The sequence below is a fragment of the Paucisalibacillus globulus genome (assembly GCF_900184735.1).
GTDB lineage: Bacteria > Bacillota > Bacilli > Bacillales > Amphibacillaceae > Ornithinibacillus > Ornithinibacillus globulus_B.
In genome coordinates, this window is sequence record NZ_LT855405.1 from 91,290 (window position 1) to 114,768 (window position 23,479).

At 38.0% G+C, this 23,479-nt stretch carries 24 protein-coding genes; 4 read left to right on the forward strand and 20 right to left on the reverse strand.

Annotated elements, in window-relative coordinates:
• The first annotated feature begins 344 nt into the window (after positions 1-344).
• Positions 345-1,826 (forward strand): response regulator transcription factor, encoded by a 1,482-nt coding sequence (locus tag BN999_RS18520; protein WP_096273945.1) that lies wholly within the window; start codon positions 345-347, stop codon positions 1,824-1,826.
• Positions 1,827-1,899: 73 nt separating this feature from the next.
• Positions 1,900-2,349 (forward strand): hypothetical protein, encoded by a 450-nt coding sequence (locus BN999_RS18525; RefSeq protein ID WP_141249094.1) that lies wholly within the window; start codon positions 1,900-1,902, stop codon positions 2,347-2,349.
• Here BN999_RS18525 and BN999_RS18530 read toward each other — a convergent pair.
• The 8 genes from BN999_RS18530 to BN999_RS18565 are packed head-to-tail and all read right to left on the reverse strand — an operon-like array spanning position 2,340 to position 10,150.
• Positions 2,340-4,178 carry an AMP-dependent synthetase/ligase gene (locus BN999_RS18530; protein WP_096273949.1) on the reverse strand — a complete coding sequence of 613 codons (1,839 nt, stop codon included), beginning with the start codon at positions 4,176-4,178 and terminating at the stop codon, positions 2,340-2,342. The genes BN999_RS18525 and BN999_RS18530 overlap by 10 nt on opposite strands.
• Before the next feature lie 53 nt (positions 4,179-4,231).
• Positions 4,232-4,579: an SCP2 sterol-binding domain-containing protein gene (locus BN999_RS18535; protein ID WP_096273951.1), complete on the reverse strand. Its 348-nt coding sequence runs from the start codon at positions 4,577-4,579 to the stop codon at positions 4,232-4,234.
• A gap of 15 nt (positions 4,580-4,594) precedes the next feature.
• On the reverse strand, positions 4,595-5,728 hold the full coding sequence (locus BN999_RS18540; RefSeq protein ID WP_096273953.1) for a thiolase family protein: 1,134 nt from the start codon (positions 5,726-5,728) through the stop codon (positions 4,595-4,597).
• Positions 5,729-5,743: 15 nt separating this feature from the next.
• Positions 5,744-6,586, reverse strand: a complete 843-nt coding sequence (locus BN999_RS18545; protein ID WP_096274423.1) for an SDR family NAD(P)-dependent oxidoreductase — start codon at positions 6,584-6,586, stop codon at positions 5,744-5,746.
• 16 nt (positions 6,587-6,602) lie between these two features.
• The gene (locus tag BN999_RS18550; RefSeq protein ID WP_096273955.1) at positions 6,603-7,406 is read right to left on the reverse strand and encodes an enoyl-CoA hydratase/isomerase family protein; all 804 of its coding nucleotides are present in this window, start codon (positions 7,404-7,406) and stop codon (positions 6,603-6,605) included.
• An 18-nt stretch (positions 7,407-7,424) separates the two neighbouring features.
• The gene (locus BN999_RS18555) at positions 7,425-8,630 is read right to left on the reverse strand and encodes an acyl-CoA dehydrogenase family protein (RefSeq protein ID WP_096273957.1); all 1,206 of its coding nucleotides are present in this window, start codon (positions 8,628-8,630) and stop codon (positions 7,425-7,427) included.
• Entirely contained in the window at positions 8,627-9,766 is a 1,140-nt protein-coding gene (locus tag BN999_RS18560; protein ID WP_096273959.1) for an acyl-CoA dehydrogenase family protein, read from the reverse strand. Before BN999_RS18560 ends, BN999_RS18555 begins: the two co-directional genes overlap by 4 nt.
• A 39-nt stretch (positions 9,767-9,805) precedes the next feature.
• Positions 9,806-10,150 carry an SCP2 sterol-binding domain-containing protein gene (locus BN999_RS18565; RefSeq protein ID WP_096273961.1) on the reverse strand — a complete coding sequence of 115 codons (345 nt, stop codon included), beginning with the start codon at positions 10,148-10,150 and terminating at the stop codon, positions 9,806-9,808.
• A gap of 301 nt (positions 10,151-10,451) precedes the next feature.
• Here BN999_RS18565 and BN999_RS20815 point away from each other — a divergent pair, with 301 nt between their 5' ends.
• Complete coding sequence (locus tag BN999_RS20815; RefSeq protein ID WP_176482032.1) at positions 10,452-10,592, forward strand: hypothetical protein; 141 nt, start codon at positions 10,452-10,454, stop codon at positions 10,590-10,592.
• Between the two features lie 145 nt (positions 10,593-10,737).
• On the opposite strand, the gene BN999_RS18570 is transcribed toward BN999_RS20815, so the two are convergent.
• The 5 genes from BN999_RS18570 to BN999_RS18590 form a co-directional block, all read right to left on the reverse strand.
• The gene (locus tag BN999_RS18570; RefSeq protein ID WP_096273963.1) at positions 10,738-10,977 is read right to left on the reverse strand and encodes a DUF362 domain-containing protein; all 240 of its coding nucleotides are present in this window, start codon (positions 10,975-10,977) and stop codon (positions 10,738-10,740) included.
• 173 nt (positions 10,978-11,150) lie between these two features.
• On the reverse strand, positions 11,151-11,558 hold the full coding sequence (locus tag BN999_RS18575) for a hypothetical protein (RefSeq protein WP_096273965.1): 408 nt from the start codon (positions 11,556-11,558) through the stop codon (positions 11,151-11,153).
• Between the two features lie 224 nt (positions 11,559-11,782).
• On the reverse strand, positions 11,783-12,424 hold the full coding sequence (locus BN999_RS18580; RefSeq protein WP_096273967.1) for a hypothetical protein: 642 nt from the start codon (positions 12,422-12,424) through the stop codon (positions 11,783-11,785).
• Positions 12,425-13,654: 1,230 nt separating this feature from the next.
• Positions 13,655-15,829 carry a DNA topoisomerase III gene (locus BN999_RS18585; RefSeq protein WP_096273969.1) on the reverse strand — a complete coding sequence of 725 codons (2,175 nt, stop codon included), beginning with the start codon at positions 15,827-15,829 and terminating at the stop codon, positions 13,655-13,657.
• 134 nt (positions 15,830-15,963) lie between these two features.
• Complete coding sequence (locus tag BN999_RS18590) at positions 15,964-16,377, reverse strand: hypothetical protein (RefSeq protein WP_096273971.1); 414 nt, start codon at positions 16,375-16,377, stop codon at positions 15,964-15,966.
• Positions 16,378-16,597: 220 nt separating this feature from the next.
• Between BN999_RS18590 and ytaF the strand changes: the two genes are divergently transcribed.
• On the forward strand, positions 16,598-17,221 hold the full coding sequence (ytaF, locus tag BN999_RS18595) for a sporulation membrane protein YtaF (protein WP_096273973.1): 624 nt from the start codon (positions 16,598-16,600) through the stop codon (positions 17,219-17,221).
• Positions 17,222-17,314: 93 nt separating this feature from the next.
• Here the strand turns inward: ytaF and ric are convergent, their stop codons facing one another.
• From ric to BN999_RS18630, 7 genes are all read right to left on the reverse strand, one after another.
• Positions 17,315-18,004 (reverse strand): iron-sulfur cluster repair di-iron protein, encoded by a 690-nt coding sequence (gene ric / locus BN999_RS18600; RefSeq protein ID WP_255247528.1) that lies wholly within the window; start codon positions 18,002-18,004, stop codon positions 17,315-17,317.
• Between the two features lie 166 nt (positions 18,005-18,170).
• A complete protein-coding gene (locus tag BN999_RS18605; protein ID WP_096273977.1) occupies positions 18,171-18,545 on the reverse strand; it encodes a 5-carboxymethyl-2-hydroxymuconate Delta-isomerase in 375 nt (124 codons plus the stop codon).
• 13 nt (positions 18,546-18,558) lie between these two features.
• On the reverse strand, positions 18,559-19,314 hold the full coding sequence (locus tag BN999_RS18610; protein ID WP_096273979.1) for a fumarylacetoacetate hydrolase family protein: 756 nt from the start codon (positions 19,312-19,314) through the stop codon (positions 18,559-18,561).
• Entirely contained in the window at positions 19,311-20,102 is a 792-nt protein-coding gene (locus tag BN999_RS18615; protein ID WP_096273981.1) for a fumarylacetoacetate hydrolase family protein, read from the reverse strand. Before BN999_RS18615 ends, BN999_RS18610 begins: the two co-directional genes overlap by 4 nt.
• A gap of 101 nt (positions 20,103-20,203) precedes the next feature.
• Positions 20,204-21,448: a dihydrolipoamide acetyltransferase family protein gene (locus BN999_RS18620; RefSeq protein WP_096273983.1), complete on the reverse strand. Its 1,245-nt coding sequence runs from the start codon at positions 21,446-21,448 to the stop codon at positions 20,204-20,206.
• A gap of 3 nt (positions 21,449-21,451) precedes the next feature.
• Positions 21,452-22,600, reverse strand: a complete 1,149-nt coding sequence (locus BN999_RS18625; protein ID WP_096273985.1) for a Leu/Phe/Val dehydrogenase — start codon at positions 22,598-22,600, stop codon at positions 21,452-21,454.
• Between the two features lie 32 nt (positions 22,601-22,632).
• Entirely contained in the window at positions 22,633-23,109 is a 477-nt protein-coding gene (locus BN999_RS18630; protein WP_096273987.1) for a flavin reductase family protein, read from the reverse strand.
• Between the last annotated feature and the right edge of the window lie 370 nt (positions 23,110-23,479).

Consider the following 23,479-nt stretch of genomic DNA (forward strand, 5'->3'; position numbering starts at 1 on the left):
AGAAGTTTGACACCCCCCAAAGAAATTGATACCGCTTACAAACAATAAATGGTAAGATTACATTAAACTAACTATTGCTTCTATTTTAATTCAGAATTTTCAATTATAGTACCCTACAAATCTAGGCATTTTCAAAATAACTACTAGTTCCATCTACCCTATTTATCTTAATTTTCTTCTAATTTAACTATAGGACTCCCTCAAATCGTAGGACTCTATCGAACTATTTTATGAATGGTTATTCATTTCAAGATTGGGATAATCCATAGCTTGGGTGAATATTTATTAGTAATCTATATTGTTTTTCTAACAAGATAAAATTGATTGTGAAAGGAGTGAATTCCATGACATATACATTAAATGAACAAATGAATACCATATTCCAAAATGGACTCAACATTATTCAAAGTCATAAGGAGGAGATCTTGGAGGAATGGAATACGGTTACTGCTCGTCTTAACCTGAACAGAAATCGTTCACCTAAAAATATAGAAGACACCATTCAATACTTCTCTGATCGATTATTTCATACCACTAACAGAAATGCGTTAACTCTATCTCTTCAAACAAACAAATTTATCATCACATTGCTTGAAAATGCAGTACATAAAGTAATTCAACAAAATAATGCTTTCTCCCATAAAGATCATCAGGCTATTCAATATGTCTTTATCAAACTTAGTGAAGACGTCCTAGCTCAACCATATCAGCAATATTTTGCCATTGATTCCTTCCTTCAAAACCTTGTTGCATCTAATCAATTACCGATCATTTGGACTGCCATCGTTCTAAAACGGAATCATTATTTTCTAGTTGAAAAATGGTTTAATCATATGAGCCAAGATTTATTACATGGTAATGATGATGTGAAGGAAAGCACAATTTATGGATTATCTGAACGATTATTAAATCAAATGTCCCCAGAGGAAAAACGAAAATATACCGTATTCCCAGTTCCATACGAAGACATTACCATCTTAATTTGTGTTCAAAAAGAAGACAGTACCCATGTTGTTCCATTTGTTTCTTATGCACTTCAGGTCTTCCAAAATGGAAAAGAATCCTTTCATGTAACGAAACAGGACCAACAATGGAAAGACTCTGTGATTATGTTTAATGAAACCATCATGCGATCACAAAATCATCATGAAGCCGTTGAAAATATCTCTGCTGGATTTGTGAATTATCTACCTTTTGAGCGCTGTGCTTTATTTTCTTATTCGGTCGATAAGCAAATGGGATTTGGTCTCTTTGGTCATCACCTAGATAACCAAGCGATCCAGAACATAACCGAGGATATTAGTAATCTCCCAATCATCCAAAACAATCTACAAATCTTGGAGTTATTTGGAAAAAGTTTAGATTACGTCCAACCAATCTATATTGCAGATGCAAAGGTCGGTTTCCCAAATGAATATATTAAACAATTTAATTTACAAACCGTCATCATCGCCCCTATCTTTCTAAGCTCTAACAATAAACTATTGGGTGCCGCGATTCTTGATCAAGGCCCAGGAAAACACTTTAAAGTCGGACAGGAAATCTTCTCTGCACTTATCAAATTCGGTCAAAGCGCCGGAGAAATACTAGCAAAATTTTCATCAGAACAGGACACAAGACCCCAATCTGACATCAATCTTACACCACGAGAAATAGAAGTACTTCAATTAATGGCAGAAGGATACTCTACCACCGAAGCCGCTAGCTTCTTAAACTTAAGTGAATACACCGTGCGCGACTATGTATCTGCTATCATGCAAAAGATGGATGCAAGAAATCGAACAGAAGCAGTTGCTAGAGCATTACGTGAAGGGTTGATTGAATAAAATAAGGAGCTTGAGGGCTCCTTATTTTATTTGTGTATTTGTGTATTTGGGTATTTGTTTTGGATTTGGGTGTATGGTGCTGGGTTTTGGGCATATGCTCCTCACATTTGGGCGCATGATGCTCCAGTTCGGGAGCATTTTACTCTTACTTGGGCGCAACGTCACTGGGTTCGGGAACATGCTCCTCACGCTTGGGCGCATGACGCTCCAGTTCGGGTACATTATACTCATACTTGGGCTCAACGTCCCTGGGTTCGGGCACATCGTCACTGGATTAGGGCACATGCTCCTCATGCTTGGGCGCATGACGCTCCAGTTCGGGCACATTATACTCATACTTGGGTACATCTTCCCTGGGTTCGGGCACATGCTCCTCACGCTTGGGCGCATAACGCTCCAGTTCGGGCACATTATACTCATACTTGGGCGCAACGTCACTGGGTTCGGGCGCATTTTACTAGAATTCAAGCACATGCTTCAGAGTACAAGGTGCATACTCCCCCCTACAAAGGCCTACTTCTGACCAACCACTTCCCTATTCCCAACCTCCCCCTCTCGATAGGACTCCTCAATCAAGTCCTGATACTTCTCCATGATCACATTAATCCGAAGTGATAACTTAGGTGTTAATTCTCCACTATCAACTGTCCATGGTTCACTAATGATTAGTATCTTTTTTGGTTGCTCAAAATTTGCAAATTTTTCGGTTCTGTCCTTTACTTCCTGCTCTAAAAACTCTTTCACAACCTTGTAACTGGTGATTTCCTCAGCCGAATCTGTACGTACGCCATTTTTCTTCGCCCATGGAAGTAAATTATCATAATCTGGGTTGATCAGACACATGATAAATTTTCGGTTATCCCCCACAACTAATGATTGCGCAATATACGGACTTTCATTGATAGCGTTTTCAATTGGTTGTGGTGCGACATTCTTACCAGTGGATAGTACTAGGATACGTTTCTTACGATCAATTATTTTTAAATAGCCGTCATCTGTCCATTCTCCGATATCACCGGTTTTAAACCAATCATCTATAAAGGTTTCGGTTGTGGCTTTTTCATTTTTATAGTAGCCTTTCATAACACTTGGTCCTTTTACAAGTACTTCCCCATCATCTAGAAGTTTTACCTCTAAATTAGGAAGTACCTTTCCAACCGTACCTACTTTAGAACGTGCCATTGGATTTAACGTGATTACAGGTGAAGTTTCTGTCAATCCATACCCTTCTAAAATCGGCATATCTAGAGACCAGAAAAATCTAGCAATATCCGGGTTTAATGTGCCTCCACCAGAAACAAGGCCCCGTAATCTACCACCTAGTTTTTCTTTTACTTTCTTATAAACGAGTCGATTTGCTAGATTCCATTTCCTCGTGAAACTTTTCGGCATGGCATCTCCAAGAACTAAATCTTGAACAGTGGAATCTAAATAGCGTTCATATCGTTCGTTTCCTACTTCAACAGCCCAATGGAAGATTTTCTTTTTTAATGGTGGTCCACCATTGATTTCATCCATTACTCTTGCATATACCTTTTCAAATAGGCGTGGCACACTCGTCATAATGGTTGGTTTTATTTCGACTAAATTATCCTGGATAGTTTCAATACTCTCTGCATAAGCAATGGTTGTTCCTATCGATAACAATGTGTAATGCCCTGCCATTCGTTCAAAAACATGGGACAAAGGCAAATAGGATAAAGCAAGGTCTTCTGGACGCAACTCGATAAACCAGAACTTAACTGTTTCCACATTCGATAAAAAGTTCCCATGTGTTAGCATTGTTCCTTTGGGGTTCCCTGTTGTTCCAGATGTATAAATAATGGTTACTAGCTGTTCCCTATCAATCTCACGCCATATATCCTCCCAATTGGTAAGTAGACTTTCCTTACCGATTCTTTCAAAGTTTTCATAAGATAATTCTCCGCCTGATGAAAACTCTTCTTCTGGGTAGATGGTAATGATATAATCAAGCTTTGTACCACCTGTAATAACCTTTTGCCTCTGTACCTCATTTTCGACTATAATTGCTCGTGCATCTGAATTCTCTAATACATAGGCAACCTGATCAAATGGCAAGGTTGGGTAGACAGGGACACTTACTGCCCCTATACTTGCTAATGCAAAGTCTGTTATCCCCCACATTGGATTACTATTGGACAGAATTGCAACTTTATCGCCTGGGTTGATTCCAAGAGCCTTAAAGGCTGAGGCAGCATAGTGTATCTTTTCCCAAAAGACACCATAGGTCATATGCTGGTAGATGCCGTTCACTTTCCACATATAGGCATCTTTCTCACCATATTTCATGACAGTCCTATAAAGCATTTCTACTAGATTATTAGGCTTCATCTAAAAACCTCCTTTTATCGTCTTATAAGCGATACCCCTTTAAGAAACATATATTAAAAAGAAAACGAATTAAGAACTGTTTGTAGTTTTAAGGCAAGCCCCATATTTCCTTTAATTTTCAGTTTGCCACTCATAAATGCTGCTGTAGGGTTTAGTGAACCTGCAACCAAATCTTTAAAATCATCCGCCTTCATGGTCAGTACAACACTAGGGGTTTTCTCTTCCCCTTTTATCGCTCTTGCCTCCCTGGGATCAATAATCATTTGGAATGTTCCACCATCATCACCTGTTAAATTAAATTGATAAACGCCCTCCTTTCCTTTCAAAGCAGCAGGATCATAATGTAATGCCGCATCAATCATTTGGAACACATCCTCTGTTTTTGGCTTTACAAATTCCATTTAGCATCCTCCTAATCACATTTTTTCAATAATCGTGGCAGTCGCCATTCCAAATCCTATACACATAACTTGAAGTCCATATCTTCCGTTCGTATCCTCCAGTGTATGGAGCAATGTGGTCATAATTCTTGCTCCACTAGCACCTAATGGGTGGCCGAGTGCAATTGCTCCTCCTCTACTATTCACTTTCGACATATCTGGCTTTAGTTCCTTCTCCCAAGCCTTCACTACAGAAGCAAATGCCTCGTTAATTTCAATCACATCCATTTGTTCAAACGTTAATCCTGCCTTTTCAAGTACTTGCTTGGTTGCTGGGATAACACCGGTGAGCATCATAACCGGGTCAACCCCAACGACTGTTCTTGCTACGATTCTCGCCCTTGGGCTAAAGCCTAGCTCTTCCGCTTTCTCACGAGACATAAGTAATAACCCCGCTGCACCATCACTAATCTGACTTGAATTACCTGCTGTAACAACACCACCATCCGGGTTAAACGATGGAATTAGTCCGGAAAGCTTTTCCATTGATGTGTTTGTTCGAATGCCTTCATCTCTTGAAAACACCTCACCATTCCTAAGCTTGATTGGTAAAATCTCTCGATCAAATAACCCTTTCTCCCTTGCATTTGCAGCCTTTTGGTGGCTTTCAAGCGAGAATTCATCCAGTTCCTCTCGAGAAATTCCCCACTGGGAAGCTATCATTTCTGCAGAAAACCCCTGAGGGACGATATTGTACTGTTCAATTAACATATTACTAAATGCACCTAAGTCACTCCCCATCGGTACTTGACTCATATTTTCTACACCACAGGCAATGGCAATGTCGGCATCCCCTGCAAGAATTGCTTGCGCTGCATTATGTACAGCCTGCTGGCTCGAGCCACACATGCGATTAATCGAATAGGCAGGGACATCAACTGGAAATCCAGCAGCAAGGACCGCCATTCGACCGATATTCCCACCTTGCTCTTCTGTCATAGTGACACAACCACATGCTACATCTTCCACCATAGAAGGGTCTAACTTGTTACGGTCAATCAGTGATGTAAGAACAGGTGCTAGTAAATCAACTGGATGAACACTTGATAAAGATCCATTTTTCTTCCCTACAGCAGTCCGAATCGCATCCACAATCACTACTTCATGCATATGAACACCTCCATGTTAAAACGTAAATAATTCAATACCACCTGAAACATTTAGTCCAACTCCAGTAATATATTTCGCTTTATCGGAAACTAAGAACGTAATCGCATTGGCTATATCTTCTGGTTCACCTGGTCGTTTAAAAGCAGTTCTTTTAATCATCCGCTCATTCATCTTCGGGTTGCCAAAATGAAAAGCCTCTGTCCCGATAATACCTGGAATAATTGCATTTACATTTATCCCAAACCGAGCACCTTCTAGCGCCATACTTTTCGTAAATCCTAATAATCCTGACTTTGTTGTGGAATAACTTGCTTGACCAAACCCACCAAGGGTACCAGCTACAGAAGCCATATTAATGATTTTTCCATATCCTTGTTCCTTCATATACGGCCAAACTGCCTTTGTGCAGTTATATGCTCCTGTTAAATTCACATTCAGATCCCGTTCCCAGTAATCATCATTTTGATCTTCAATTTGTGAGACGTGATCCAATGTACCGGCATTATTAATCAATATATCAATCCGACCAAACTCTTCTTTCACCTTTGCAAATACTTGTTTTACTTGGTTACGATCAGTTACATCCATTTTCATTGCGAACGATCTCCGGCCCATATTTTCAATTTCTTTCGCCGTTTTGTCCGCATACATCACATTCGTGCTTTGCATAATTTGTGCTATTGGACCATACTTTTCGGCTTCTTTCTCATTGGTTTCGTCTGATTCTATTAAAATATCTGTTATCACAACATCTGCTCCAGATGCTGCTAATGCCAGTGCATCAGCACGTCCCAAGCCTCTTGAGGCACCTGTTACAACAGCTACTTTCCCTTTTAACAAATCATTCCAAGACAATATCATCCCTCCTAATCTATTAACCTTCTAGGAAATTTGCTTTTTGCTTTAGAAAAAAAGCAGCTAGGCCAATACTTGGTTCATCAGAAGAAAAGGTTTCTGCAAAAGCTCTGGCTTCCACTTTTAAGCCTTCAGACAAACTCTTATCGGTTGCATTGATAGCCTTTTTTGCCAATCCCATAGCTTTGACTGCTCCTATTGCTAGCTTCTCTGAAAAAGATGTCACTTCCTCCTCAAAATTATCTCGGTCTATAGCGCGGTGAATTAAACCAATTTTTTCCGCTTCCTTTGCCTCTATTTTTTTGGCTAGAAAAATCATCTCCATTGCCTTGGCCCTGCCAAGAATTTGTGTCATTCTTTGCGTTCCTCCTGCACCTGGAATTAACCCAAGAGAAACTTCCGTCAATCCAATTTTCCCACCGCCCATTAAGCGAAAATCACAGGCTAATGCTAGTTCACAGCCTCCACCTAGGGCATATCCATTAATTGCAGCAATAACGGGCTTCGGCATGTTTTGAAACTTTTGGAAACAGCTTTGCATTCTAGCACTCTCTTTTTCTATAAAATTATCAGCGATAGAATCTTCTACCAGATCACTACTACCGGAAATCATCCCCTTAAGATCAGCCCCCGCTAAGAAAATCTTAGAGTTCTTAGAAGCGACGACAACAACCCTTGTTTTGCTATCGTGCGTTAATTCTTCCACAGCCTCCTCTAGCTCCTGCATCAATTCTTTGCCGATAGCATTTGCTGGTGGATTATCTATTTGAATCCATGTCACACCTTTATCTCGTCGTTCAATCTCAATCAGTTGATAAGCCAACGTCTACCTCCTCCCCCATTACACTCGAATATCGTATGGTGCATATTGTCTACGTGCAATAACTAAATGCTGTATTTCATTCGTGCCCTCAAAAATATCAAATACCTTCACATCACGATAAAGCTTTTCTACTAGGTGTCCTTCCAGTCCGGTAGGTCCCAATAATTCAAGAGCTTTAGAACACACATCTAGCGCCATTTGTCCTGCATATGCTTTACACATTGCTGCTTCCTTTGCATTGGCGATTCCAAGGTCAGCCATCCATGCAGCTTCCCAAGTAAGAAGTCTTGCTGCCTGAATATCCTGCTCTGCTTCGGCTAATATCTCAGATGCCAAATAATAGAACTTCCCATGACTTGGATATTCTCTTCTTACGATATCTAACGTATATTCATAAGCTGCTCTAGCGATACCAATAGCCATCGAAGCTACAATTGGACGAGTAGAATCAAAGGTCTTCATGGCAACCTGAAACCCAGATGGCTTGGTTCCACTTGTTTCATAAAGTTCCTCTCCACCTAGCAAATTCTCCGTAGGTACGAAACAATCCTCTAATAATAACTCTGCCGTTTCATTTGCTCTTAAGCCCATTTTCTTAACTAACTTTGTACAACTAAACCCTGGTGTTCCTTTTTCCACCACAAAAGCTCTTTGTCCCGCGCGACCAAGCTTTGCATCAACCGTTGCAAATACTACTACCCATGAAGCACGGCCACCATTTGTAATAAATATTTTTTGCCCGTTTAGAATATAGCCACCCTCAACTTTTTTGGCCGTCGTACGGACACCCGACGCATCGGAACCAGCTTCAGGCTCTGTTAACGCATATGCTCCCCAACGCGGTATATCCGTAGTAAATATGGATAGAAATCGTTCTTTTTGTTCTGGTGTTCCACTACTTTCTATTGGTGGACCGCCGAGTCCTGCTCCGGGTAGTGAGAGCGTGATTGCAGGATCCCCCCAAGCCATTTCTTCTGTTGCTAGAACACCCATCCGATTTCCTTCTCGCTCACGCTTCTTCTTCCCTTTGGATGATCCTTTTCCTCCACCAAAAGAAGATGTATTTAATTGAATCCCCATTTGATTCACTTGGTGTAACCATTCATCTGGAACTTTGCCAAGTTCATCGGCCACTAAGGCAATGGGTCGGATTTCTTTTTCTGCGAACCAATGGGTCATTTCTTTGATTTGCATTTGTTGTTCGGACAGTTTAAATGAAATCATTCTACTGTCACCCACCCTTCATCTTTCCATAATTCCTCACCACGTTTTATTAACAAATTACGTTCGCGACCATAAAGCGAAACTTGTGCCTGTGCATCACGCATCCACTTTTCCACTGGGAATTCTTGAACAAATCCATGACCACCTAGAAGCTGTACCGCTGCATCTGTTACAAAACGAACTCCCTTATGTGCACGGTGTAACGCGCTTAAAGCTAAACCAAATGCAGCCTTAGAATTTTCATCAGCTTTGATTGCTGCATCCCATGTTAAGTGATTTACAATTCGAGTTTCCATCACCATCTTGGCAATCTTAAAGGATACCCCTTGAAACTTGGCAATTTCCTGTCCAAATGCCTTACGTTCTGCTGTATACTGTGTTGCATAATCAAGTGCTGCTTCCATTAGACCATTTTGTTTGGCAGCTTGCAGAATATAGTTGCGAGTTTGTACCTTTTCTATGAGACTTGCTGCTTCTACCCCAATTGCCAGGACTTTACCCGCTACAATATTTTCAAACTTTAGCTTTCCTAACCCAGATGCTAGGAGTCCTAAACGATAGTCTCCTTCAGCCACTTCCCATTCTTGGTCATGAAGTAGAAGTACGATAGGTTCACCTTCCTCGACTCTAGCAAATACAACTACTATCTCCGCAAATTGTGCGAAACGTACTGGTTCTGTTTCTCCATTTATGACATAGTATTTTCCATCTTTTCGAACCGAGATGGACTTACGAAATGGTTCTCTAGAATCTGTTAAATCTACTAATGCCACGGGATAATTTGCTTCTGATACAACTCTTTCTTTTGTTGCTTGTAAATCCGCATGATTTGGAAGTAATCGAAATACTGTTGCTGCATCTCCTGGACTGGTTAAACCTTGAACAATTCCTAGATCACCCTTGCTTAAGGCCTTCATAAGCTGTACTTGTGTCAGTAATGGTAATTCTAACCCACCCCATTCTTCCGGTAATTCTAGAGATAAAAACCCCAATTCCTTTGCTTCTTCAACCAAATCATCATGTACTTTACGTTCTATTTCAGACTGCCTAGCCAGCTTTCGAATTCTTTCCTTAGCAAAATCTCTAGCAACTTCAACAAATGCAGTTTCATCATTTGTAGGTTGAAATGATATCACTATTTATCACCCCTTCAAAAAGAGGGAGCTAATCTCCCCCTAATTTTTCGTTGTATTATAAGATGCGAGGATTTCTTGTAATTTCAATGCAAGCCCCATATTACCTTTAATTTTCAAGCGGCCACTCATAAAAGCTTTTGTTCCATTCAGATCTACTCTTGCCATGGATAGGAAGTCTTCTTTTACCATGACAAGCGTACAGTCAGGTTTTTCTTGCACTCCTTCAGCTGCATAGCTATTGTCACCTTTTAATACAAGTTGAAATGTATGGGTATTATCATGATGAAAATTAAATTGATAAACAGCATGAACACCTTTTGCTTTTTGTGGATCCTCTTTCAATGCCAAATCAATTTCTTGAAATAATTGTTTTACCTCTTCCATTTTTATTCCTCCCAAAAAATCAAGTTGTTAGGCTTACTTTTAGTGTACGGTTCCAGAGCGCGCCTGAGAATTCCGTTTTATGTAGGGGCAAACTTCTCAGGGTTTGCATACTATACCTACATTAGTATGTAAGAGTAAGCACTTGTAGAAATCTATTCTCCTAATCAAAATGGCTTAACTTTCAACCGGTAAGGGGTGACGTTTTACGTAGCCTATTTTCATAAAAGAGACTATTATCAAAAAACTATTAGAAATAACTACTATTTTTCGTTATAATAGAGTAAGGAAGGAGTTTTTAACTATGATGATTAAAGTAAAAATGAATGTTCAAACTGCCTACCATGGAGAGCTATTTCGTGCTGGAAAAGTATACGAGGTTGATGAAGCAACGGCAAAGCGTTGGATTGCTAGTAAACTAGCAGTAGCTATTGAAGAAGAATAGTATTATTTATTTTCTATTATCATCCCTGAGAGTACTTAATTAAATTATCTTCATTCTAATACTCCGGAATAACACACAGGGAATTCTACATCATACATAAAAAATCCCGTTAGCAATTGGCTAACGGGATTTTCTACTATATTTATTAACGATCAGCAAAAAATGCTTCTGCTTTTTCTAAGAAAATTTCTTGTTCTGGTGTCAAATCATATTCTTCCTCAATCGCTGCAACTGGGCATGCTGCTTTACAAGCTCCACAGTCAATGCAAATATCTGGATCTATGTAGAATTGATCTGGACCTTCTTCTATACAGTCAACCGGGCAGACACTGACACATTCAGCTGCTTTTTCTTGTCTGCATGGGTCTAAAATTACGAAAGCCATCTATATTAACCCTCCCTAATGTATTCAAGGTACACTTCCATTTTAATGATACATCTTCTATTGATTCAAGTAAACTGCTTCACAGGATGTTCACAGTTAGATGGCTGAAAAGGAGGTTGGTATAAATATTCATAATTAGGATTCGACATCGCACAATTAATGACCGATTTTTATCAATTTTTATTTAATAACTCTTTATATTTTTCTATGTCATCAAATTTCGTTGAATTATATATAGGAGTATCATCTATATTATCTAGTTTAATTGGTTTTCCGTCATTAATTTTATCAATTATTATATCAAAAGAGTTGTTTGAATCTAATGTGATTTCAAAATCTTGCAGTTCACTTTTTATCTTATACACATTATTTATTTTTTCATAGGTTCCCTTATCGACTTCCCTATTATTAATATATTCAACAAAGCTGTTATCTTCTGGTTGAAAAATCATTTGAATAACATAATTTATTCCTTGTAGTTCACTCTGGTAAGTACCCTCTAAAGTAGGTTCTGCGTTAGATGTACATCCTCCCAAAAGTAAACCAACTATCAAAGTTAAGGTAATAAATATCTTCTTCATAATTTACCTCCTCTATATATGGACTAAGCTGCACAAACATTACTTCTAAAAAAAGAGATTAAATAGCCAAGGAATCAACTCTTTCCGGCTAAAATCAAGTAATTGTTTTACAATTTATAATAAGTTCTTCTATAATTATACGATAAAATCCAATAAATAATTATAGAGGTCCAGAATAATTTTTCTTTCTGTACCTCTATAATGTTAATTATTTAGTATATAAACTAGTTAACCCTTTGTGCATATGCACGCTCTCTATAAACATCTTTCCAAGTAGTCCAGTAAGAATATTTATATGAACCATATTGATAGCGATCAACTAAAACATGACGTAATCTTATAGTCCTGTCAATCATAGCTTTATAATAATACTTTGTGCTAGGAGCTAGAACTAAAACACCACCAATATTATACGTTTTAGCATATCCTACACTAACACTGTAATCAATAGGTCCCCAACTTGAGCCTAGGGTAAAGCTTGTATTGTACCCTCCATCTAGATTAACATAAAACCCACCGCCAGTACTAAATTTCATACCACCTGGATTTTGCCCTGTGGGTGTTGTAATTTTTGTATGATATTCCGTTTTCTTTACAGTAGAATATTCACGTACGCCATAATCATTTTGAATACCTATTTCATTACTTTGTTGAGATTTAGCAAATTCTTCAGTTACGAATTTTCTCTCCTTTGGCTCTTCATATGAGCTATCGGTAAGTGATTCTGGGTCATCATTATTGTAATATATGGTCACCCCATCATTTTTATCGGATATAACGTTTGTTGCTGCAGTAACATTTGAAAATGACGTAATTGTAAGAATCATTGTAATTATAATTACAGATAGTGTCCTGATTTTTTTCATCGTCCTCTAATCCCCTTTTAATATAATTTAGTCCCAAGTCGTTAGTTTTAGTCATGTCCGTTTAGATTATTTCATCTCTCCTTTCCTCTTTAGGTTTTAATTGGTTCTAGTATTCTATAACTAGTGTTCTTAACATTTAACCAATTAAAAAATATCTAGCATAGTAATTGTACCAAAAATATCATTGCAAGAACTTGGGAAACTAAAGGGTAAAAAGTACTAATAAAGCCATAAAAACTTTCCTGTTTTCCTCCAATGCTCAACTGATTTGTCAACCTTTTTACGATCCAAACAAAATTAATTAATAGTCAAGAAGAGAGATTATCCACTATAATGGTTAATGAAGTTAATAACAAAAAATGTAGTGCGAAACTCTATAGGGGTTATCACAACTACATTTACTGTTTTGGATAATTTTTCCATGAAAACTGAATACATATCAAGAAGGTTACTCCCTTTAATACCTAGTTATACTTACTTCAATGTCCGTGGTTACCTGGAATGCAACCTCACAAAAACTCGGGATTATTTTTAATCGTATATTTAATTAACATTCTATTTATTTTTCGCAGTCTGAAACTGCATTAATTATTCTATCAAATAATAAATAATTGATAACTTTCTTCCCCCCATATTTTAATTATCTTTTTATATTTTCGTATACCTGATAAGAATGAAAAATCTTTTCCACCCTGGCTTGTGTTTTTAATTTACTAATATAGTTATCCAACTCATCGGAACTTTCATCTTTGTAATTACCAATTATAGTTAATTTTGTTTTGTTTTGTTCCTTATTAATGAAATACTCTGATGGTTAGCCGTTTAGGTGGGAGTCTGTGGTTAAATAATTTCGAAACTGAAGAACAATATTCTTGCTTATTCTAACAATCGCTTCATCACCTCTGATAAAAGATAGGGAACCATACCCTTTTGGCTCTTCTTTGAACATTGCTCATAACCATAAGCATAAATCTTAACGTAATATGAATAATCCAATTTCTTTATAAAAGGATAAATAAATACGTATAACTTAATTTATTCTAATATTTTTATTTAAATTTAGCTATTTGTCCAGACAGGCATTTAATACTTTATTGATATTACCATAATAAAATAAGGTATTAACATTCCCACCATATCTTTATACTTTAACAATCAAAAAGTATTTTGACACAGAACAAAATAAACCCCTCCTGAGAATGTCCATACACTCAAAGGGGGGTGTTCTGATTACTTATTCTTTAACTTAGCAAGTGCTTCAGCCAATGCATTATTGGTAAATCCATCATCTTGCTTCTTCAGGTACTTATTCACATCTTTTTTCGAAACTTTTCCCTTTTTCTCTTGCTCTTTTCGTTTATTGAAAGTAGACAACTTTTCGCGATGTCCACAAGAGCACGTAAACATTTGTCCTTCTCCTTCACCACGTAGCTCTAATCGTTTGTGACAATTCGGACAGCGAGCATTGGTCTTTCTTGCTATATTTTTCTTATGACCACAAGAACGGTCCTGACAAACTAGCATCCGACCATGTTTATTATTGATTTCAAGCATGAGCTTCCCACAATCTGGACACTTTGTACCAGTCATGTTATCATGCTTAAACTTACTATCCTTACTTTTAATTTCCTGGATAATCGTTTTCGTATAGTCTTTAATTTCCGAGATGAATTTATTCTTATTTAGTTTACCTTCTGCAATAAGGCCTAATTTTTGTTCCCATTCCGCAGTTAGTGCAGGGGAACGTAAATCTTCTGGAGCTAAATCTAATAACTGTTTTCCTTTAGATGTAATGAAAATATGTTTCCCTTTAAGCTCCATATATCCACCATTGAAAAGCTTATCAATGATGTCCGCGCGGGTTGCTACCGTTCCAATACCACCCGACTTCTGTAGGGTGCCTGCCAAATGCTTTTCATCTGGATTCATGTACCTAGTTGGATTCTCCATTGCTTGAAGTAATGCACCCTCTGTTAGGCGTTCTGGTGGTTTTGTTTCTCCTTTAGTTAAGGAAACAGTAACCGGGGTGAACTCTTCCCCTTGTTTGATGACAGGTAAACGTTGGTCATCAGTCTCTTCTTCATCAAAATGACGATCATAAATAGCCTTCCATCCTTGTTTCTTTACAACTTTTCCTTTAGCAGTAAATGCCTCAGAGCTAATTGCAGCGTGAATGGTAGTCTGTTCATATTCATAAGGATCCATTAAGACAGATAAGAAACGCTTAACAACCAAATCATAAATTCTTCTCTCTTTATCATCTAAGTCTTCCAAAATAACGGACTCTTCAGTAGGGATAATAGCATGGTGGTCACTAACCTTCGCATTATCTACTACCGATTTTGGTAGTTTACCAATACCTTTATTAAGGATTGTTTGTGCAAAACGAGCATATTGGTCCACACCGCAAGCTTTCAAACGATCCTTTAAGGTTGGCACGATATCGGTTGAAATAACTCGAGAATCTGTTCTTGGATAAGTTAACACCTTATGTCGTTCATAAAGCTTTTGCATGATGGATAGGGTTTGTTTCCCTGAAAAGCCAAATATCCGGTTTGCGTCCCTTTGTAACTCAGTTAAGTCATACAACTGTGGAGCAAATTTCTTCTTTGCTACGGTATCAATTTTATTCACGATAAGAGGCTGACTTTTTAATTTCCCAAGTAAAGACTCTGCTTTTTCCTTTGAGAATATGCGTGTATTGTTTTTGTTATCTTGCCAAGTAAATGTAATTCCATTTTTAGTTTTTGCTTTAAGTCCGAAATATTCCTGAGGTTTAAAGTTCTTTATTTCTTGTTCTCTTGCGGCCACCATCCCTAAGGTTGGTGTTTGAACACGGCCACTGGATAATTGTGCATTAAATTTAGTTGTTAGTGCCCTTGTAGCATTAAGCCCTACATACCAATCGGCTTCTGAACGTGCAACAGCTGAGGCATACAAGTTTTCGTAGTTTTTACCAGGCTTTAATTGTTTAAAGCCGTCACGAATTGCTTTATCTGTAACGGATGAAATCCAAAGTCTTTTTACTGGTTTTTGTACTCGTGCTTTTTCAATAATCCATCTTGCAACAAGTTCACCTTCACGACCAGCATCTGTTGCGATTACAATTTCGCCAACATCTTTACGATTCATCTGTGTTTTCACAGCACTAAATTGCTTCCCTGTTTTCTTCATGACCACTAACTTAAGGTCTGAAGGAAGCATTGGTAAGTCTTCTAAATTCCATGTTTTATACTTCTCATCATAAGTTTCTGGGTCTGCTAAAGTTACTAAATGACCCAGTGCCCAGGTGACAATATAGGTAGAACCTTCCAGATAGCCGTTTCCTTTTTTAGTACAATTAAGCACCCTTGCAATATCACGACCGACGGATGGTTTTTCTGCTAATACTAGTGTTTTACTCATATTTGTATTTCCTTTCTTAGAGAAGCTCACATTCGCTTATCACTGACGTATGTGTTCGTCCTTCTTATGCTAGCAGGAAAGGATTGCTATACGTTCCTACTACTAAAAAATCTATCCTCTAACTATAACATAGTTTATCTAGTTTCTTTTTTATTCATAATTAGAGATACATAATAAAAGATTAGTGAAGCAAGGATTCCCCCCACAATATATGTAATAAGATCTTGTGAAAGAAACTGAACTCCATCCTCTGCTATGGATAGAATTGCTTTGTAAACCACCGCAATTAGAATACCTACTAATATATAAAGGCCATATCTTGTGTAGTGGCTAGCTAGTTGAGATGAAAAGTTCATTCTTTTCATTAGTTTGTCAATTAGGTATGAAATTGGTATACCACCTATTAAGTAAACAGGTGCAGCATAAATTGCAAAAAAGAACATGGTTTCCCAAAAACTACCACTTGTAGACGTCATGTAATTTATGAATCCCATTAGTGTTCCAAATAATAAAGTTGATATGATTGCAGTAAGCACTCTTTTTAACATTTCTTTTCCTCCACATTTTTCGTACAAAGCGAATCTTCCTATTCCAACCATACCAAAAGCTTACGGACAAGAACAGGATTTTGTTAATGGATATTCCAATAGTTACAACTAAGATACTTGTTGAACTTTCTGCAATACTCCTTAACAGAAAAAATTGGCAAAGCACATAACTTTCTCAAATCCCATAGAATACCCTAGAACAAGTAAAGGATATGGTGCTATGCTATTTTTCACTGGGCTATTCTTCCTAGTAATTGCGGTAAGTTTGGATGGATTTGGTGTTGGAGTCTCTTATGGAATGCGAAAAATCCTTGTACCGAAAAGCGCTCTAGCTGTAATCATGGTTTGTTCAGGAATTGTTGTTCTCGTTTCCATGATGGTTGGTACAATGATGCATGCATTTTTATCAGTTAGTTTTGCAAAAGTAATTGGAGGATCGATCCTAATCTTTATTGGGATTTTTTCCCTCATTAACACCATTCGTAGTCAAATAAAAAGAACAGATGAAAAAGAACACCCCTCCTCACCTAATTTTCAAAGCCTGCGAACTGTCATTACGACACCAGACAAAGCAGACCTAGACCGCTCAGGTACTATTTCGATTGGAGAAGCAATATTGTTAGGTACCGCCTTAGCATTAGATGCTTTTGGGGCAGGAATTGGAGCAGCAATCTTAGGTTATTCGCCAATATATACCCCACTTTTAATTGCTGTTATGAGTGGTGCATTTGTTCATTATGGGATTAAGGTTGGTATTGTGCTATCTCGAAATAAACGATTAGAGCGAATGAACTTTTTGCCCCCTGTTTTATTAATTGCATTAGGTGTATTTAATCTAATATAAAAAGTAACCCGAAATCTTCTCAGAGATTCCGGGTTTCGTATAGTTGAGGCGGATTGACTTTACGATTTCTATGGTCAGTACCCCTCAATTATCTTATAACTTTGCAAATAGAATATTATTTTCTAAATGAATATGTTGGAATGTATCCTCTTCTAATTCCGCAAGTCTTGCATATGTGATACGATAAGAACCGCAAGCATCTACCGGTGGAATGAAGTCACCAGTGATTCTTCTCATTTCTTTCAACATATTTCCAACTTCATTATGATCATCTTCAAGTCCACCATTTGCTATACGAATCCTTTCCAGTAGTTCCACACTAGGATTCACTTCATATTCCTTTATTAATGGAAAGACTTCATTTTCCTCTTTAATAGTATGCTCTTCCATCTCCACTTTAAAATCATTGTAGATTTGATATAATTCTTTCAATTCTGGATGAGTACCACCGTGTCTAGAGTATACCTTTGTCACAAACTGACCTAGAGCAGGCAGTTCCTCCATAAGTGGTGCATGATAAGTGTGTCTAATATGGTCAATTAGCTCAGATAATGATTTTGCATCCCAATCAACAATATTATGGTCTTCTTGATTCCACTGTTCATAGGATGTATTCAATTCTTCTATTACGATGGATTCATCCAAATCCTTTTCAACAAAGCTTTCCTTCAATGGTTGATTACCACCACAACAGAAGTCAATTCTGTATTTTTTAAATATGTCACTAGACTTTGGATAAACCTTTACGATATTTGCAGGTGTATGTTCTGTAGTAAATTTCACTAAAATCCCTCCTAGTATTGTAAGCTTGATTTCATTGTACTGTTATAGGAGAGATTCTTCTGTGATGGAAATCACTTGAATATGAGATTCATTACATTTCTATAAAGTTAACAACTAAATTACAAAATAAAACCCAAAATCTATTAAAGATTTCAGGTCCTTTATGCTAACGATATCGTCGATGAATATTATTCTTTTTATACGTCGGGTGCATGAATTCATAAAGTTCCATGGATAATGCTAAATAACGATTGGTGAAGTGCTCTTCAAAATGGTTTTCTACCACTTCAAATAATCGGTCACATGCAGTTTTCTTTACTACTTCTGACCGTCCACTCCCTATTTTTAGGGTTACATGCACAAATGCATCATCACCAGTTCCATCAGCAATGACATAGTCTTTCAGCTCAATTGCACGGGAGCGAATTCCTCCAACTGGAAATCCCTCTGCAATTAACACTTCATTTATTTTCTTTAATAATCCCTTTATATTACTATCATCTCGAAGGTTATCCGTATATTCTACCGTAATATGTGGCATTTTAATTCACCTCTTATCTTGCAAACACGGTATCGCCAACAATCGTATTTCTTAACTCACCAATTCCTTCAATCCCTACGACAACTTCATCACCTTCTACAACATTTACTGTACCTTTAGGAGTACCTGTCAAAATGATGTCATTTTCATTTAGGGTCATAAAACTACTTAAATACTCTATAAGAAAAGGAATATCAAATACCATATCCTTCGTGGATCCCTCTTGCTTTAATTCTCCATTCACATAGGTATAAAGTTTCAAGTTCATCGGATCACTGATATCTACCTTATCAACAAACCAAGGGCCTATTGGAGTTAATGTATCACGGTTTTTAACTGCTAAATTTGGTCGATAATAGTTTTCAAGATAATCACGAATTGCATAGTCATTTGCTACCGTATAACCGGAAACAAAGTCATAGGCATCCTCACGTTTTACATTTCGTGCTTTCTTTCCAATTACTACGGCAAGTTCACACTCATAATGCATCATGTCAACATCTTTAGGTCTACGTGTCTCTCCATTATGACCTATTAATGTATTGGGTCCTTTCAAGAATACAAGTGGTTCATCTGGGGCTTTAAAACTGATTTCACTTGCATGATCTGCATAATTTAAACCTAATGCGAAAATAGTTCCCGGCTCTACCGGTGGTAGCCATACTACTTCCTTTTCATTTACAAATCTACCATCTGAAAGCTTAATTCTACTATTTACTTCTGTTGCTTCATGAATGGCACCATGGCAAGCTATTCTAGCATGTTTCATACTTTCTCACCCCCGGCAACCTGAACATCTTCATAGACAAATCGGTTTTCCAAACTTCCGATTTCATCGATTTCAATTCGAATAGTATCTCCGGCTACTGCCAACGGGGGATTATGTGGCACACCTACAAGTAAGACATCCCCTCGTGATAAGGTCATATATTCCGTTACATCCTGGATAAGTCGTGGAATGGAACGAACCAAATCTTTAACACTTGTAACTTGAATTAATTCTTCATTTTTAAAGGTCCAAATCATCAAGCTATCGGGATTAGATAGATTCTCCTTCGTAACCATCCATGGACCAATTGGACAAAATCCGTCTCGTGCTTTTTGTTTGATGGCAGGCCGATAATAACTATCATGTGGAATGGTTACATCATTAACTATCGTATAACCTTGGACATATTCTAATGCATTTTCTTCCTTCACATTGGTAGCTGTATGGCCAATTATTACGCCTAATGTGGCATTGATTTCGACCGCTTCAATCCCCTTAGGTATGGCAACTTCCTTAAGATGAGTATTAATTGTATTTCGCGGTTTAATATATAGTATTGGACGATTAGGTGGATTATTATATGGAGCTTGATTAAATTCACCACTTAAAGCATCTACCTGCTCGCCTAAATTTAATAAAGTACCGTAAATAGTACCTGTGACAGGAGATTGCCAGTCAAAAGCATCCTCTGTGAGTTTCTCACCTTTCCATTCAATATGAGAATGTCCTACAACAATATCCTCAAGCCCTATCGTGGAAGAAAATCTTGCTTTCGCATGAATAACCATGAGTGCCATCACTCCTATTTCAATAAATATACGTTTACTATATTCATAGGTTAACGGGCAGTAGAACCACTTTCGGATACTAGCTGCCCGTATTCCTCTCTTTAGCGCAAATATAATAAGAGTTTTTTCGGTTGTTCAATTAATTCTATAAATCGATTGGTGAACATAACAGAATCTGCCCCATCAATAATCCGGTGATCAAAGGATAGAGACATTGTCATGATTGAACGAATAACTATATCATCATTTTCCATCACGACAGGTTTTCTTTTTGTCTTATGGAATGCAATGATACTTGTTTGTGGATGGTTAATGATTGGTGTGGCAGCTGTTCCACCAAGTGGTCCAACATTACTAATCGTAAAGGTACCATCCTTCATTTCAGAAACAGCTAATTTCTGTTCTTGAGCCTTTTTAGTTAGAGCTTTCATCTCGTCATGTAATTCTTTTAAGGACTTTTTATCGGCATCACGAAGAACAGGAACAAGAAGCCCCTTATCCGTATTAGTTGCAAGTCCAATATGATACTCTTTTAACAATCTAATAACCTGATTCGCTTCATCTAAACGTGCATTAAATACCGGAAACTCTTTTAGAGTTAAGACTAAAGCTTTTAAGAAAAAGGCAACAACGGAGATATTTTCTCCAGATTCTTTTAATTCCTTCCTAAATTCTAGTAAGTTCGTTAAATCCGCTTCATCAAAATGTGTTACATGAGGTATCGTAGATAAAGATTCTGTCATCTTCATTGCAATTTGCTTACGAATGCCTGTGTACGGAATCGTATCATCTGAAGATAAGTTCGATCCTTCTACTTCTTTTACAGTTGGTTCCACTGTTATTTCTACTTTCGGCTCCGCCTTGCCTTCTCTTTCACGGACAAATCGAAAAATATCTTCATCTGTCACTCTTCCAGCAGACCCAGTACCAATAACTTGCTCAATATCAACATCATTCTCTCGAGCAATTCTTCTTGTATGTGGTGCAGCAATAATCCGCTTAGGGGGCGTCTTGACCTCTGGTGCAACATTCTTCTTTTCCTTCTTCTCTGGAATCAATACGGCTGCCGATACTTCCTGTTCAGAACTAGGTGACGATACTGTCCCATTCTTACCATCGTCGATTTCTAGTAATACCGATCCAATTGTAATCGTGGATCCCACATCAACATTAATTTTTTTAACTGTCCCGGAAGTTGGTGAAGGAATCTCCGCAACCATTTTATCGGTTTGCATTTCAACAAGTGGTTGGTCAACTTTAACGGTATCCCCAACCTTGACGAAATAATTTACTACTTCGCCCTCTGTCATGCCTTCCCCAATATCATGAAATTTTACTTCAACCATTGGTTACACCTCATTTATAAATGTCCACTTAGGGCTCTTCTGTCTTCGATAAAAGTTATTACGTACACGCTGCTCTTCTAGACGCTCGCGACACTTACGGTTAGCCGCTTCTAGTGTCGAAATCGCATCAAGTTCTGATTGCTTATACACTTCCAAAATAGATTGATAGATTGCTTTCGTCTTCATTAGAACACGAGCCTTATTTGCTCCATATAATTCATCTGCCACCTGAATTAGCCCACCAGAATTCACAATATAATCAGGTGCGTATAGAATGCCCTTTTCATGCAGTAATTTCGCATCCTGTTCTGTCTTTAGCTGGTTATTTGCAGAACCAACAACCGCTCTAACTTTTAATTTATCAATTGTATTGTCGTTAAGAATTCCTCCCATAGCACATGGGATAAAAATATCGGCATCTGCATGGTAGATTTCTTCACTCTCTACTACTGTTACATTGCCTGGATGAGACTCCGCTTGAGTTTGAATGGCCGCTATTGCGTCATTATTAATATCGGTTACAACCAAGTTAGCACCCATTTCTAATAGTTGTTGGCCAACTTTATACCCGACTTTCCCTAGTCCTTGGATCGCAAAAGTTTTACCTGCCAAGGTCTCATCACCGAAAAGATATTGAGCAGTTGCTTTCAAGCCATAAATAACACCTTGTGCAGTAGGAACAGAGGAATCCCCGCCACCACCAAACTCAACAGGAATACCATTAATAAAAGGGGTTTCCCTGGATGCTTGCACAAAATCGTCCATTGTTGTCCCCATATCAGTTCCAGTGAAAAATCTACCATTCAAAGAATCTACAAATTGTCCATAAGCTCGGAACATGGCTGGGCTTTTATCTGTTTTAGGATCACCAATAATAACACCCTTTCCCCCACCAAAATCAATGTCGGCAGCGGCACATTTATAAGTCATCCCTTCTGATAGTCGAAGGACATCATCCAATGCATCATCTAAACTAGCATATGGATACATCCTTGTACCCCCAAGTGCAGGGCCTAGTGTAGTATTGTGAATGGCAATTATTGCCTGTAAGCCTGTACTAGGATCATTACAAAATACGACCTGTTCATGCCCACTTATCTTTTCAAAAATATCCATTGTCATCCCGGATGATTGATCTAATTGCTGTTTCATGGTCTTACCCCCAATCAGCATATAAAAATCTATTATTTGACCCGTTCATTATTTTCCAATTCTCGATACTTTCCCTCATAGAATGCTAGTGGATCACCTTCTCTGATAACTAAATCTGTTACCTTTCCTATAAAAAGGGTGTGATCCCCTGCATCCACTACGTCGTGTAACTCACAAACCATATTAACTAGGGCTTCTTTTATTGTTGGTAGCTCTTGTAGCCAATGAAAGTCAATCTTTCTAGTCTCATTAATTTGGCCAGCAAAATAAGCAGATAAATCTTTCTGGTCTTGCTTTAAGATGCTAATGGCAAACTTACCTGAGTGAGAGATATAACGCTTCATGGTCGCTTTATGATCAACCGAAACTACTACCAATTTTGGATTTAACGATACAGACATAAAAGCATTTGCGGTCATGCCATGGATTTCTTCACCTAACTTGGTCGTAACCACCGTAACACCAGTTGCGAATTTCCCCATCGCGTTACGGAACATACGATCATCCATTATTTGACCCCCTTTTCACTATTTTGTGTTGAACCACTATTCCTTGTGGAGAGTGGTTCTAACACGAGCATTTCGAACTATTAACTTATTGAAGTGTCTATGTGTGTCCTTCTCTGGACTTTTACTGCAATCTAGATAGAAACTGCGCCGTAACAACTGTACTTTACTTACATGCATAATTAAAGAGAATAGTGGTAGACTACCGCTCCGGCTGAATACTCCGCTTTCCGCGGGCCCGGCCTCAGCCTCCTCGAGGAAAGTTCGCCTCTGCGGGGTCTTCGGACACGTGCTATTCCCGCAGGAGTCTCCGTATTCTGCCTACGCTAGTTTTGATTTTCTAATTATTGTTAGTAATTGAATCATGTCTTAG

Excerpts from the sequence above, each read along its gene's own strand:
- BN999_RS18520 (WP_096273945.1), top strand. The coding sequence starts at position 345 with ATGACATATACATTAAATGAACAAATGAATACCATATTCCAAAATGGA.
- BN999_RS18605 (WP_096273977.1), bottom strand. The coding sequence starts at position 18,545 with ATGCCACATATTACGGTAGAATATACGGATAACCTTCGAGATGATAGT.
- BN999_RS18540 (WP_096273953.1), bottom strand. The coding sequence starts at position 5,728 with ATGCATGAAGTAGTGATTGTGGATGCGATTCGGACTGCTGTAGGGAAG.
- BN999_RS18590 (WP_096273971.1), bottom strand. The coding sequence starts at position 16,377 with ATGTTAAAAAGAGTGCTTACTGCAATCATATCAACTTTATTATTTGGA.
- BN999_RS18625 (WP_096273985.1), bottom strand. The coding sequence starts at position 22,600 with ATGAAACAGCAATTAGATCAATCATCCGGGATGACAATGGATATTTTT.
- BN999_RS18620 (WP_096273983.1), bottom strand. The coding sequence starts at position 21,448 with ATGGTTGAAGTAAAATTTCATGATATTGGGGAAGGCATGACAGAGGGC.
- BN999_RS18585 (WP_096273969.1), bottom strand. The coding sequence starts at position 15,829 with ATGAGTAAAACACTAGTATTAGCAGAAAAACCATCCGTCGGTCGTGAT.
- BN999_RS18525 (WP_141249094.1), top strand. The coding sequence starts at position 1,900 with ATGGTGCTGGGTTTTGGGCATATGCTCCTCACATTTGGGCGCATGATG.
- ytaF (WP_096273973.1), top strand. The coding sequence starts at position 16,598 with ATGCTATTTTTCACTGGGCTATTCTTCCTAGTAATTGCGGTAAGTTTG.
- BN999_RS18580 (WP_096273967.1), bottom strand. The coding sequence starts at position 12,424 with ATGAAAAAAATCAGGACACTATCTGTAATTATAATTACAATGATTCTT.
- BN999_RS18565 (WP_096273961.1), bottom strand. The coding sequence starts at position 10,150 with ATGGAAGAGGTAAAACAATTATTTCAAGAAATTGATTTGGCATTGAAA.
- BN999_RS18570 (WP_096273963.1), bottom strand. The coding sequence starts at position 10,977 with ATGGCTTTCGTAATTTTAGACCCATGCAGACAAGAAAAAGCAGCTGAA.
- BN999_RS18610 (WP_096273979.1), bottom strand. The coding sequence starts at position 19,314 with ATGAAACATGCTAGAATAGCTTGCCATGGTGCCATTCATGAAGCAACA.
- BN999_RS18630 (WP_096273987.1), bottom strand. The coding sequence starts at position 23,109 with ATGGATGATCGTATGTTCCGTAACGCGATGGGGAAATTCGCAACTGGT.
- BN999_RS18530 (WP_096273949.1), bottom strand. The coding sequence starts at position 4,178 with ATGAAGCCTAATAATCTAGTAGAAATGCTTTATAGGACTGTCATGAAA.
- BN999_RS20815 (WP_176482032.1), top strand. The coding sequence starts at position 10,452 with ATGATGATTAAAGTAAAAATGAATGTTCAAACTGCCTACCATGGAGAG.
- BN999_RS18535 (WP_096273951.1), bottom strand. The coding sequence starts at position 4,579 with ATGGAATTTGTAAAGCCAAAAACAGAGGATGTGTTCCAAATGATTGAT.
- BN999_RS18575 (WP_096273965.1), bottom strand. The coding sequence starts at position 11,558 with ATGAAGAAGATATTTATTACCTTAACTTTGATAGTTGGTTTACTTTTG.
- BN999_RS18555 (WP_096273957.1), bottom strand. The coding sequence starts at position 8,630 with ATGATTTCATTTAAACTGTCCGAACAACAAATGCAAATCAAAGAAATG.
- BN999_RS18615 (WP_096273981.1), bottom strand. The coding sequence starts at position 20,102 with ATGGTTATTCATGCGAAAGCAAGATTTTCTTCCACGATAGGGCTTGAG.